This is a genomic window from Spiroplasma endosymbiont of Dasysyrphus albostriatus (genome assembly GCF_964019495.1).
Taxonomy (GTDB): Bacteria; Bacillota_I; Bacilli_A; order Mycoplasmatales; family VBWQ01; genus Spiroplasma_E.
Genome location: NZ_OZ026447.1, coordinates 172,402 through 185,981 on the forward strand (window position 1 = coordinate 172,402; position 13,580 = coordinate 185,981).

General features: G+C 25.8%; 13 protein-coding genes and 1 pseudogene. 4 read left to right on the forward strand and 10 right to left on the reverse strand.

Going from position 1 to position 13,580, the window contains the following annotated elements:
* Positions 1–33: 33 nt before the first annotated feature.
* The 3 genes and pseudogenes from AACL11_RS10510 to AACL11_RS01150 all read left to right on the forward strand — a co-directional run bounded on the left by AACL11_RS10510 (position 34) and on the right by AACL11_RS01150 (position 2,484).
* The gene (locus tag AACL11_RS10510; RefSeq protein ID WP_422397936.1) at positions 34–426 is read left to right on the forward strand and encodes a hypothetical protein; all 393 of its coding nucleotides are present in this window, start codon (positions 34–36) and stop codon (positions 424–426) included.
* Positions 395–823 (forward strand): annotated as a pseudogene (locus AACL11_RS01145) (transposase); the annotation flags it as partial. The gene AACL11_RS10510 and the pseudogene AACL11_RS01145, both read left to right, overlap by 32 nt.
* Positions 824–1,245: 422 nt before the next feature.
* Complete coding sequence (locus AACL11_RS01150) at positions 1,246–2,484, forward strand: IS256 family transposase (protein WP_338987249.1); 1,239 nt, start codon at positions 1,246–1,248, stop codon at positions 2,482–2,484.
* A gap of 56 nt (positions 2,485–2,540) precedes the next feature.
* Here the strand turns inward: AACL11_RS01150 and dnaB are convergent, their stop codons facing one another.
* The 9 genes from dnaB to AACL11_RS01195 form a co-directional block, all read right to left on the reverse strand.
* Positions 2,541–3,881, reverse strand: a complete 1,341-nt coding sequence (gene dnaB, locus AACL11_RS01155; RefSeq protein WP_252320077.1) for a replicative DNA helicase — start codon at positions 3,879–3,881, stop codon at positions 2,541–2,543.
* Between the two features lie 2 nt (positions 3,882–3,883).
* The gene (gene rplI / locus AACL11_RS01160) at positions 3,884–4,327 is read right to left on the reverse strand and encodes a 50S ribosomal protein L9 (protein WP_338987864.1); all 444 of its coding nucleotides are present in this window, start codon (positions 4,325–4,327) and stop codon (positions 3,884–3,886) included.
* A gap of 31 nt (positions 4,328–4,358) precedes the next feature.
* Entirely contained in the window at positions 4,359–6,356 is a 1,998-nt protein-coding gene (locus AACL11_RS01165; RefSeq protein ID WP_252320081.1) for a DHH family phosphoesterase, read from the reverse strand.
* Between the two features lie 188 nt (positions 6,357–6,544).
* Positions 6,545–6,775: a 30S ribosomal protein S18 gene (rpsR, locus tag AACL11_RS01170; protein ID WP_252320083.1), complete on the reverse strand. Its 231-nt coding sequence runs from the start codon at positions 6,773–6,775 to the stop codon at positions 6,545–6,547.
* A 12-nt stretch (positions 6,776–6,787) separates the two neighbouring features.
* Entirely contained in the window at positions 6,788–7,291 is a 504-nt protein-coding gene (locus tag AACL11_RS01175; RefSeq protein WP_174481286.1) for a single-stranded DNA-binding protein, read from the reverse strand.
* A 30-nt stretch (positions 7,292–7,321) separates the two neighbouring features.
* Positions 7,322–7,849, reverse strand: coding sequence for a 30S ribosomal protein S6 (rpsF, locus tag AACL11_RS01180; protein WP_174481287.1), 528 nt, complete (start codon positions 7,847–7,849; stop codon positions 7,322–7,324).
* 191 nt (positions 7,850–8,040) lie between these two features.
* Entirely contained in the window at positions 8,041–8,640 is a 600-nt protein-coding gene (locus tag AACL11_RS01185) for a deoxynucleoside kinase (RefSeq protein ID WP_252320085.1), read from the reverse strand.
* A 457-nt stretch (positions 8,641–9,097) separates the two neighbouring features.
* Positions 9,098–9,478 carry a hypothetical protein gene (locus tag AACL11_RS01190; protein ID WP_338987865.1) on the reverse strand — a complete coding sequence of 127 codons (381 nt, stop codon included), beginning with the start codon at positions 9,476–9,478 and terminating at the stop codon, positions 9,098–9,100.
* A complete protein-coding gene (locus AACL11_RS01195) occupies positions 9,460–9,687 on the reverse strand; it encodes a hypothetical protein (RefSeq protein ID WP_338987866.1) in 228 nt (75 codons plus the stop codon). Before AACL11_RS01195 ends, AACL11_RS01190 begins: the two co-directional genes overlap by 19 nt.
* 728 nt (positions 9,688–10,415) lie before the next feature.
* Here AACL11_RS01195 and AACL11_RS01200 point away from each other — a divergent pair.
* Entirely contained in the window at positions 10,416–12,944 is a 2,529-nt protein-coding gene (locus AACL11_RS01200; RefSeq protein WP_338987867.1) for a vitamin B12-dependent ribonucleotide reductase, read from the forward strand.
* Between the two features lie 52 nt (positions 12,945–12,996).
* Here AACL11_RS01200 and AACL11_RS01205 read toward each other — a convergent pair whose 3' ends face one another.
* Positions 12,997–13,572 carry a hypothetical protein gene (locus AACL11_RS01205; RefSeq protein ID WP_338987868.1) on the reverse strand — a complete coding sequence of 192 codons (576 nt, stop codon included), beginning with the start codon at positions 13,570–13,572 and terminating at the stop codon, positions 12,997–12,999.
* Positions 13,573–13,580: the final 8 nt, after the last annotated feature.

Sequence of the window (13,580 nt, forward strand, 5' to 3'; positions counted from 1 at the left end):
TAATTATAATAATAAAAAGGGGACAATATAACAATGAATGATGAAAATGAAAAATGTGACTTAGAAGTTAAATCAATTTTAGAAAAACAATATAAAAATGATCAAATCAAAGAGTTCTTAGTAAAACTTATAAATTCAAAAAAAGAAGAAAATAAATTTTATAGTAACTTAGAATTACTAGCGGATGTTTCACTATATTATAAAAAGATTAAAAAAACTGTTAAAATAACAAATAATACTTTGGAAATAATAAGCAAAATTTTAAAATTAAATGATACTGAAATAAATAATTTTTTAAGTTTAAGTTGAAATAAAATTCAAGAAATAACTACAGAAAAAATCATAAATATCGAAGAAATTAATGATTTATTAAATGAACCTTTTGTAAATACTTGACTATATTTGCCTATTAATAGACCTATTTAACCGCGAAATTATCGGACATAGTGTTGGAGTTAAAAAAGATGCATCATTAGTACATCAAGCATTTATGCAATCAAATCGCTGTTTAAAAGATATTCAAATATTTCATAGTGATCGCGGTAATGAATTTAACAATAAAATTATTGATAAACTTTTACTAGCATTCAACATTAACCGTTCTTTAAGTAAAAAAGGTTGTCCTTATGATAATGCTGTTGCTGAAGCAACTTTTAAAACTTTTAAAACCGAATTTATTAATGATAAAAATTTTACATCATTAATCCAATTAAAATTAGAATTATTTGATTACATCAATTGATATAACAATATAAGAATTCACAGCACTTTAAACTACTTAACTCCAGTTAAATATCAACAACAAATGTCTACCAAAAAATAGTCCTAAAAAGTGTTGCCATTCCAAGCGAAGTTTTAACTCTAGTTAATGACAATAATACAATCTTTGTTGGAACAAAAACTACTGATGGTAAAGGAAGATTATTTAAAGTTGTCTATACAGTAGCAATTGGTATTTTTAGTTGAAGTAGCAGTGGGGGTGAAGTACATAGTTTATTAAATGTCAATGGCACTGTTTACGCTGGAACTAAAATTAGTGATAATAAAGGAAAACTATTTAAAAGTTTAAATCCAGAAGGATAATAAAAACTAATTAATTTAATTTATTAACTTCTTTTAAAAAAACCTAAAATTAAATTTTAGGTTTTTTTGGTAATGTTTAGTAATCTCTGTAACTTACAAAAATAACTATGTTTAATTAGTTCTAGTAAATATAATTAATTTTCTAGAAAGAGTGAGTTACAGATGGCTAAAAAGCAAAATATTAATAACAATGATCCAATATCACAAGCAGTAGATTTATTATTAGAAAATACTGAAGATTTAACAACAGTTTTTAAAGAGGGAGGATTATATAAAGAATTAACAAAAAGATTAGTAGAAAAAATGTTGAATTCTGAGATGCAAAATTATTTAGGATATGATAAGAATCAACATAGTAATAGTGACAATGCTCGTAATGGTATAAGTTCAAAAAAATTAATAACCCAACAAGGTAAAATTGAAATTGATGTACCAAGAGATCGTAATAGTAATTTTAATCCTGTAATAGTTGCAAAAAGACAAAGAAGATTTGATGGTTTTGATCAACAAGTTCTTTCTTTATATGCAAAAGGTATGACATTATCAGATATTAGAATGCAATTACAAGAGTTATATCATGGTGCTGATATTAGTGAAAGTGTTATTAGTCAAATTACTGATGATGTTATTGATGACGTCAAAGCATGGCAAAATCGACCATTAGATAGTGTTTATCCGATTGTTTATTTTGATTGTATAGTAGTTAAAGTACGACAAGATAAACGGATTATTAATAAATCAGTTTATATAGCTTTAGGAGTTGATTTAGAAGGTAAAAAAGATGTTTTAGGTTTATGAATTAGTGAAAATGAAGGTTCTAAATTTTGATTAGCCAATTTCACAGAAATGAAAAATCGTGGCTTAAATGATATTCTGATTGCTTGTAGTGATAATTTAACAGGCATGTCAGAAGCAATACAATCAGTTTATCCTAAAACCGAACATCAATTATGCATCGTTCATCAAATTAGAAATAGTTTGAAATATGTCTCATATAAGCATAGAAAATCTCTAGTTGCAGATTTAAAACCAATTTATACTGCATGTAGTGAAGAACAAGCAATGCAAGCTTTAGAATCATTTGAAAATAAATGAACTAAACAATATCCACAAATTGCTAAATCTTGATATAAAAATTGAGATAATTTAATGGTTTTTATTAGTTATCCTGCAGAAATAAAAAGGGTAATTTATACCACAAATGCTATTGAATCTGTTAATAGTCAATTACGAAAAGTCATCAGAAATAAAAAAGTTTTTCCTAACAATATGTCAGTTTTTAAAATATTTTATTTAGCAATTGACAATATAACAAAAAAATGAACAATGCCCATTCAAAATTGAAATACAGCAATTGCTCATTTTATGATAAAATTTGAAGACAGAATTAATCTGAATTAGTAACTTTGTAAAACAAAGAAACACAGATTATTAAAAAACCTCGTTTTTTATTATTTTTATCCTGTATAATTTTCAAACTTACCTCATTTTGGAATAAAAACAGTTACTACTTTTCCTGTTGGGCCATTTCGATGTTTAGAAATAAGAATTTCAGCAAGATTACTTTCTTGTGAACTTGTTGTTTCTTCACTATTTTTTTCCTTATAATAATCATCACGATATAAAAACATAATTACATCAGCATCTTGTTCAATAGCCCCTGACTCACGTAAATCAGACATTAAAGGACGTTTTTCTTCACGTCTCTCCACCATTCTTGATAATTGTGATAAACAAACAATTGGTACTCTTAATTCTCTTGCCAAAATTTTTAAACTACGAGAAATATTTGAAACTTCTTGTTGACGTGATTCACTATCTCTACCAGTTAATAACTGTAAATAATCAATAATTACTAACTTAATGCTATTTTCACGACTTAATTTTCTTAATTTAGTTTGTAACTCTAAAACTCTTAAACCAGGTGTATCATCAATAATAATTCTTTTTTGTTTCAATTGCTCAGCAGTAGCACTAATACGATTTCAATCAGCCTGTGTAAATTTAGACTTATTACGTAAACGATTAGCATCAAAATGTCCTTGACAAGAAATCATTCTTGTAATTAATTGATCTTTTGGCATTTCTAATGAAAAAATAACAACAACATCGTTTTTATTATCTTGTTCATTAGCAGCATTTAAAGCAAAATTAAGTGCTAAGGCGGTTTTCCCCATTGAAGGTCTAGCTGCTAAAATAATTAAGTCACCTCGCTGAAAACCACTAGTAATCATATCCAAATTGTTAATACCTGAACTTGTACCAGTAATATTAACTGTTGATTTTTGTAGTTGTTCAATTTTAGTTACCACATCATCAATGTGTTCACTAATTGGCAACATCTCTTCATGATTACGTTCACTACTTACTTGTACAATTTGAGCTTCAGCAGCAATTAAAACTTCATTAATTGACTTTTCACTTTGTAACTCTTTACCTATATTTTTTAAAGCATTTTCTAATTGTCGTTTAGTAGTTCTTTCAATCAAAATATCAATGTGTTCTTTTAAATTAGCATCAGTAATATATTGAGCCACTAAAGAAGATAAATATTCAATTCCACCAATTTTATCCAAATTATTTTGCTTAACTAATTCTTCGGCAATAGTTGTTATATCAATACCAGAATTATTTTTATAAAGATTGGTAATTGTTTTAAAAATAATTTGATTAGAATTAATTGTAAAATCATGTGGTGCCAATAAATTTAATGCACTTTCACATGCTGGTGATGATTGAATCATCGCACTTAAAACATTAACTTCTGCATTATTTATATATTGACCATTGTTAGACATAATTATTCTCCTAAAACTTCAACCTTTAATTGTGCAATAATTGTAACATCTAATTTAATATTAATGTTAGTTATACCTAATTCATTAATAGGATTAAATTTAACAAATTTATGTTTATCAATTTTAATGTTAAATTTTTGCACTAGTTGTTCACAAATTTGTTTTGAAGAAATAGCACCAGAAACTTTACCATTATTACTTTTTAATTTAAATTGTAAAGTAATTAAAGCTAATTGTTCTTTAATTTTTTGTAAATCTTCTAATTCCATTTCTCGTTGTATTTTTTTATTTTCAATTACTTTTTGATTAATTTTTAATGCTTCTGATGTAGCAATTACAGCTAATTTTCTTGGTAATAAATAATTTTTACCATAACCATCACTAACACTAACAACTTCACCTTTTTTACCATAATTTTTAACATCCGTTAAAAGGACAACTTTCATTGTAAACATCTCACTTTCTATTTTAATAATTTTAATACCTTTCAGTAGTAGCACTCTCGCTTTGATATACGCCACTTTCAATTAATTTTACCAATTCATCATACAATGCTCTAATTCCCAATTTACTACTTTGGACAGCAGCAGCACTAAAGTGACCACCACCACCTAAGTTTTCACAAATAATTTGAACATTTATTTCACCGTTGCTTCGTGCTGATAAACAAGCACGTCCTTGACGATCATAAGCAATAGTAAATGATGCTTTACAATCACGTAAGTCTAACAACATTTCTGAAATTTGGGCTAAATATGAAGTATGTACTTCTAAGTTTTCATCACCAACAGCAACTAAAAATCCTTTTTTAATTTCTTGGGCGTGACTAATTAAAGCAAATTTATCAATTAGTTCATTTAAACTATTTTTCAATAATCCTTTAACTTTAGAAGGAGAAGCTCCTCAATCAGTTAATAATCCACAGGCTTCAAAAGTTCTTCTTGTTGTTCTTACTTGGAAATTATTAGTATCAATTAAAATACCTGCAAACATTATATTTCATAAAAATTCTGATTCAATATTATTAAAATCATTATAATAAATAATTTCTGTCATTGCTTCAGCTGTTGAAGAAGTTCCTGCATCAATATAAGAAGTAATGGTGCTACTAATTGATTCATCAGAAACACGATGATGATCAATAACAATAATTTTTACAGCTTTACTTAATAAATCAGGACTATCAACACGTTGTGGATTATGAGTATCAACAACAATTAATAAAGTATTTGCATGAAGAAATTTAAGTGCTTGTTTACCTGTAATAAAATTACGACTAATATAACTTTCAGGAACAAGTTCATGAAGAATTTTTAATGTTTTTTCATCAACTTCATTTTGATTAATAACATAATGAGCACTTTTATTTAAGCTTTTAGCAATTTCAATAATAGCTGTTCCTGAAGAAATACTATCAAAATCAGCAGCCGCATGTCCCATAACTAAAATGTTTTCTGCTAATTTTATTTCATTATATAATGATTGTGCAAACATTCTAATATTAATTTTAGATTCTGATTGTTTTGCTTCAATAGTACCTCCAATAAAAACTGTATTACCACCAAATTCACGAATAACTACTTGATCACCACCACGATAAACTGCTAACTCTTTACTTTCAATAGCCAAATCATATAGATCTTTACTAATAGCATTACCATAAGAGAAACCAGCAGATAACGTAATATCTGCTTTAAATTTTTTAACACCTTCTCGAATATTTTTAATAAGTGGAAAGTTATCATTTCTTGCTTTATTAAATTCATTTTGATAAAGTAAAATATTGTAACCATCTTCAATATTACCTAATAATAAACCTGAATAATTATTAGCAAAATCATTTAATTCAGTTTTAATAAATGCTTCAACACGAATTTGATTCTCAACTCTTAATTTTTGTAAAGAATTATAAAAATTATCAATACTAATTACACCAAAAACTAATTTTTCTTGCTGCAATTTATTATATAAGAAATGATATTTAGTTGTTTCTTGTAACAAAATTGTTCTAGTTTGTACTAAATAAATAGCATCATAAAGCATATCTTCAATTTTAAGTGTAATTTGAGTAATATTATTACTAATTAATTGTTCTAAATCTCTTGATAGTTTAACAATTGATTTTCCAATTAATCTACCTAAACCTTTATCTTCTAAAAATTCACTTACTCACATAATTGATAAATCACTATCTAAAACAATCATACCAACACTACCAAAAGTTAAAGCTTGTGCATTATTTAATTTTATGATTTCAGCTGTGTTAATATAACGATGACGAATTCATAAACTAAATAGAAAAATATAAAGACAAACAATAATAAAATTACCTAAAACTAAACTTAAAATTACAGTAATAGTGACCACTTGTTCTGCTGTCTCAATATTAACAATAAAATAAGTCAAGCCAATTAAAATTTCAACTACTAATCAAACAATCATTATTAAATGATAATTTCTTAACGATTTGAACACTTTGTCACTTCCTTCTAATATTATTAATTATACTATAACACTAATATTAAAAACAGCCATTATCTTTTATGTAATATAATACTATTAAAGTTTTTTTATTTTAATTTTAAACTATTATTTAAAATAAAATATTTTTAAGATAAAAATAAATAAAAATTGAGTAAGATTTGTAAACTTACTCAATTTTTTTATCTTGAATATTTTAATAATCCCATGATTTGGGCACGTTTTATATTTTTAGCAATTAAACGTTGATACTTTGGATTAGTACCTGTTGTTCTTGCTGGCAAAATTTTGTTATTATTACCCATAAATTTACTTAGTAATTCAATATCTTTATAATCAATATAAGTAATATTATTTTTAGTAATAAAACAAGATTTTCTTCTTGTAAAATTTCTTGGTTTACCAGTGTTCATAATTATCCTCCTTTAATTATTTAAATCTCAAATGATATCTTCTTCATCAAATTCTATATTTTGAATAGCCGCTTCTTTTTCTTGAAGCTGATTAGTATTAGTAAAGGCAATATCAGTACTATAATTAGGACTTTTAAAAGCATCATCTAAATGAATTTTATTCTCATCTCTTGGTTTTGAATAATTAATATTAGTGTTATTACCACTACTATCTTTTTTACGATTATCTAAAAAAGTAACAGTTTGTGCAACCACTTCAGTAATATATAGTTCTTTTCCATTCTGATCTGTTGATTTTCTTACTGACAGTCTTCCTGAAACTGAAATTAAAGAACCTTTAACTAAATAATTAGTCATATTTTCAGCAACTTTATTTCAAGCCACACACGAAATATAATCAGCTTGATTTTGAATATTATTAACTGCAAGTGTAAAAAAAGTAAAAGGTTTTCCTGTTGAAGTTTGATGTAACTTTAAATCACGAGTGATTCTACCAATTAATGTAACAATATTCATTTTTTATCCTCACTTTTAACTTAGATTTTATTAATCTTTTTGTTCAGTATTCGATGCATTATTATTAGTATTTGTTTTTGAATTTTGGTAATTAGTTTTTGTACGATAAGATGACTCAGTACCAGCGATTGGTCTTGGTTTTCTTTCACCATTTTCATCACGATTATAAGAAGGACGATTTCCTGGTCTTGTTGGTCGAGAGAAAGAACTAGATTCTACTTGGCGTTTTGGTTTAAACTTATTAATTTTTTCACTATCTAAATTAATAACCAAAAAACGCATTACGTCTAATTGTCTTTGTTTATTTAAAGCTACACGATTAAAGTTAGCAATGTTTTCTGGTGAAGTTAACACTTCAATAATAAAATAATGACCCTTAACTTTTTTGTTAATAGGATAAGCAAATTGACGAATAGAATCTTGTTCTTTAGTAATTTTTCCAGCATTTTTAGTTAAAATTTCACAAAATTCTTTTTTAATTAATTGTGCTTTTTCTTGATTTTGATCATCAACGATGTACATAATTTCATAATTATGCTTTTGTTTTAAATCTTCCAATGTTCGAAGACCTCCTTTTGGGCATATGGCTCTGATGAGCAAGGAGTAAATATATTAAGTTTGATTTTTAAATATTTGACTCATACAATATTATAACGTAATTACCTTTAAAGTAAAGGAAAAATAACAATAATTATTAATATAACATGAGAAAAAATGACTAAATAAAAATTTGATTTCAATAAGAAATTTTATTTTATATAATCAATTATTTTTTGCACTATTTCCTTAGGAGTTAAATCATTAGTGTCAATTACTAAAAAATTAAAGTTATTTTTTTCTTTTTCATATCACTGTTCATATTTTTTATTTAATAAACTTCAGTATTCATGAGGTACATGTTTTTCTGATTCACGACCACGAAGGTTTATGCGTTCAATTGTGTTTTCAAGATTTGCTTTTAAATAGACAATTAAATCGGGTTTAATTTGTGGATCAAAATAAAGTGATGAAATAATAACATTATTATAAAAATTTAAATACACTTCATAATCTCTATCATTCATATTGTTTTGAGCTTTTAATACTTCAACGAAAATAGGATCTTCTAAAATACTGCGATCAAAAATAACATTGTTAAAATTTTGTGCTTCTTTTAATTGTTTACTTCGTGCCATCAACATAAATACTTGCATTTTAAAAGCATATTCTAAAGGATTTTGATAAAAATCATCTAAATAGGGATTACTAGTAACTGGCTCGTCCATAATTTTATATTTTAATAATTTTGCTAATTCTCTACTAATAGTGCTCTTACCAACACCAACTACACCAGATAATACAATTTTCATTTTTTGCCTCCCATAATATATGATTACAATTAATTTATCTTAATATATAAATTTTCTCCCTCCAAATAAAAAATTTTAAAAAATATTTAATAAATTAAATTTTACTTTTTTTACTAAAACTTATTCCTTATATTTTCAAAGATTAACGTAATATCAATTGTATTTTTAAAATTATTGATAATACACTTTCTTGATTCTATACACCCTTTAATAACTATATTTATCATAACATATAAATTTTACTCTAACTTAAATCTATTATTTTTAGTTAACTTCCATATTATTATTTTTAAACTTATTTATATATAAAAATTTTTATATTTTTCGAACATAATTTTTAATATATAGATTCCACAAAAAATTTAATAATTAAAAATACTCTAGAAAAAGTATCTCAATTATTTTTTCACTAGAGTATAATTATTACAATTTAAGGAGAATCTTTCTTACAAATAATTTATTTTTTATCTTTTTGTTCTGTAATTTTTTCTTCTAAATCTTGAATCTTTTGTTTCATTGCAGCTAATTCATCATTGTTAGAAGTTTCTGATTTAACTTCAGCATTAACAACAGTTTCATTAGTTGTTTTTGATTCTCAACTCGGAACGTTAAAGTTACGATGAATGAAGTTTTCATCTTGTGATTTTTCAACTTCGTCTTCAAATTTTCCAGTAAAAATTGCAACACCACAGAAAATTCCAATAATTCCAATTCCCAATCCAAGCATAGTTAATACTCCTGGAAGAATAGAACTATTTAATTTTCCCTTAATTAATAATATGTTAGCAATAATTTGCGGTACATTAATTAATGAAATAATTAATGCAAAAAAAGCCATTCCATGAACAATTTTACCAAAAATTGCTGCATTTGAGCATCTCCTGCCCCAGCAATTTGATTAGCAGCAAAGTTTCCAAAAGCAAACATTCCAATTGCTATTAACATTCCTATAACTACAGCAATAGAACCAACTACAAGTGCAGTAATAGCTCCTGATTTCATTGCTGAACCAGGCATTCTTCCTTTTTTAATAATTTGTGTATTCATTGTTTTATATTCTCCTTAAAAGTTTTTTTAAAATTAATTATCAGACTTTTACCAACATGTACTTTTGTATCAATGTTACAAAACATCATGTTCATTTATATGGAAAAGAAAATCATATAAATTAAACAACATATCTAGTTTTAAAACTGTAATGTTATGTTTAATTTAAAAATTGAGAAAAAGTCGATAAATAGATAGATTTTTTTCAGAATTTATATAATAAATTTAATAGTATATAAAGAAAAAAACCTTAATTATTTCTTAATAGAAAATAATCTCTAATATAATAACATATATGTTCTTTTACTATAACATTAATCAAAAAAATCTGAATGTATTCTAAAAGTAATTGTATTATATAATTAACACTAATTTTGATATAAAAGGATTTTATTAATGAATAAAAAAATATAAATTTTTAAATCTAAAAATATTTCTTATATAGTAGGCAATAATAACGTAGAACCACAAACAATAAAATGCATTATTAAAAATAAATTTATAACTAAGAAAAATTAATTTGTAAGATTATTAGCATTGACTATATAATATTAAATTTGAATTTATTTATTTCAAAAAATAAATTTTTAATAAAATAAATTATGATATTATTTTAAAGCGTATTATTTTCTGAAATAAATAATAAGTTACTAACAATGTAAATTTAGACTTTAAATTTATCAATTGTTATAATAAGAATAAATTTGTAAAGGGTCAGGTGAATTTTTATGTACAGTGAAAGTTTAAAAAATAATTTAAATGAAGATATTAGTAAGCATTTTACACACTTAAAAACAATAGAAAAAGATTATAAAATTACTCATGAAGGTGTATCAAGAATGGTAATGCTTGATCGTTATGCACAAAAAGATAAAAATTTAATTTCTTTAAAACCAGGTGATTTGGTAATTAGTATTATCCGTGAAGATGCTATTTTTCCAACTAGAGGAATTGGTTATGTTGTTGAAGAATTAGAAAATCAAGTTTATGCTATCAAAATTGAAGATGAATACCTCGGCTCAATTGATCCTGAACTAATAAAAATTTCTGGTAAAGCTGGCATTATCCACAAACAAAAATATGAACTTGAAAAACCACTAGAGTTATTTTATGAACAAATTGCTTATCGTGTTAGTAAATCATTAACTACAAAAGAATCACCAAAATTAAGATCTGTTTATTTATCCCAATTTTATGAACAATTAAAATCGCTAAATATAGTACCTGCTGGAAGAGTTTTATATGGGGCTGGTAGTGATTCTGATGTTACTTTTTTTAACTGTTTCGTAATGCCTTTTATTCATGATTCACGAAGTGGAATTGCTGCTCATCGTCAAGAAGTTATGGAAATTATGTCACATGGTGGTGGTGTTGGTTCTAATGGTTCAACACTAAGACCAAAAGGTACTGTTGCTAAAACAGTTGGTGGTAAATCTTCAGGAGCTGTTTCTTGATTAAACGATTTATCTACATTAACTCATTTAGTAGAACAAGGTGGATCACGACGTGGCGCACAAATGATTATGCTAGCTGATTGACATCCAGATATTATTGAATTTATTATTTCAAAAATGCAAAATGCAAAAATTTTATTATGGTTAAAAGAAAATTCAAAATCAAGTTTAATTCGTGATGAAGCAAGTAAAAAATTAAAATTTGAAGTACTTAGTGACCAAGATCGTAATATTTTTGAATCAATCTTAAATAATGAACAACTTTTTAATGAAGAAATAATAGAAAATGCTAAAAATAAACTAGCACTTGGTGGATCTTGAGAAGTAATTAAAAGTGATTTTTTAACCGGAACTAATATCTCAGTAACAATTAGTGATGAATTTATGAATGCCGTTGCAATAAATGGTAAATGAAATTTACGTTTCCCTGACTTAGATAATTATACTGTAACTCAAAAACAAGCTTATGACGAACATTGAAATAAAATTGGTGATGTTCATGATTGAGAAAAAATGGGTTACCCAATTAAAACTTATTATACAATTAATGCATCTGACTTATGAGATTTAATTAATTTCTGTGCTACATATTCAGCAGAACCTGGTATTTTTTTCATTGATAGAGCTAATGAAATGACTAATGCTCAAGCATATGGTATGCGTGTTGTTGCTACTAATCCTTGTGGTGAACAACCATTAGCACCCTATTCAGTGTGTAATTTATCAGCAATTAATTTAGCTAATTTTGTTAATAAAAAAACAAGTGAAATTCTTTACGATGAACTAAGTAAATCTGTAACAACTTGTGTTCGTATGCAAGATAATGTTATTGACAGCACTCCATACTTTTTAGAAGCAAATAAAAAACAAGCACTTGGTGAACGAAGAATTGGTCTAGGAGTAATGGGTTTACATGATTTACTAATTTGAAGTAATCTAAAATACGGCTCAAAAGAAGCTAATGAAGTAGTTGATAAAATTTTTGAAACTATTACTACTAGTGCTTATCGTGCATCAATTAATATTGCTAAAGAAAAAGGAAGTTTTCCATTTTTAAAATCACGCGAAGCATTTATTAATAGTGGATTCATGAAAACAATGCCTGAAGACATCAGAAATGATATTCTTACATATGGTATCCGTAACTCACATTTATTAACTGTTGCTCCAACAGGTTCAACTGGAACTATGGTTGGTGTATCAACAGGACTTGAACCATACTTTGCCTTTTCATATTTCCGTTCAGGAAGACTTGGCAAATTTATGGAAGTAAAAGCAAAAATTGTAAATGACTGATTACAGTATCATCCAGAATTTAAAGAAAAACCATTGCCAGATATTTTTGTTTCAGCAATGCAATTAACACCTGAAGATCATGCTAATGTACAATGTATTATTCAACGTTGAGTTGATTCTTCAATTTCAAAAACTGTTAATGCTCCAAAAGGTTACACTGTTAAAAAAGTAGAACAAATATATTACAAATTATATAAAGATGGAGCAAAAGGTGGAACTGTTTATGTTGATGGAAGTAGAGATAGTCAAGTCTTATCTTTATCCGATGATGATAATCAAATGCAAGAGCAAGTTAACTTAAGTGATCTTGGTCTAACTGAAACTTTTGCTGATAGTATTAATGAAACAAAACCAATTAAACCAGGATGACGTAATGATCGTCAAGATCGTAAAATTGGCACTGATTTAGGTGACTTATGTACAATGTGTAAAGAAGGAGTCCTTGTCTTTAGCGCTGGTTGTTATACTTGCAATAATTGTGGTATTCAATCTAAATGCGGATTATAAAAATAAAAAACTACTTAAAATTAATTAAGTAGTTTTTTATTTTTATATTTATTTACATTTTAGATGTTTGATAATTATTAGTTACATCCTGTTGTCCTAAAGATGTTACTGAATGCAATTTATTTACTTCTTCACCTATATTTTTTCCTCACTCTTGAAGTTTTGTTTCAGATTGAAATGATTGATCATCTTCAAAAAATTTTTTTCTACACTCTTCATTGTACAATTTATGTTTTCTTAAAATATCAGATAAATTTTCTTCTCTTAATTCACTGTCAGATTCTATTGTTATAGTATTTTCTTCTTGCAAATTTACTTCTTCTACAATACTTTCTAGTCTTTTCAATAATTTTTCTAGTTTTTTTGTCTTTTTAATTTGGTTATATTTTTCATCAATACTTGGTTTAAATTGAAGAAGTGCACCTTTAAAAACTAGCAATATACCAATAGGTCCTCCCGGAACTCCAATTAAAGCACCAAATAAAGCACCTCCAATCATAGGAACACCACCTTTTATAACCACAATTCCTGATAACTCTAAATTTTTACAAATATCAGGATGTTTTTTTTGATTTTTATTTCAAAATTCTTTTAATTCATTATTTATTTTTTCTATAGTTTCTTTCATCTTTTATT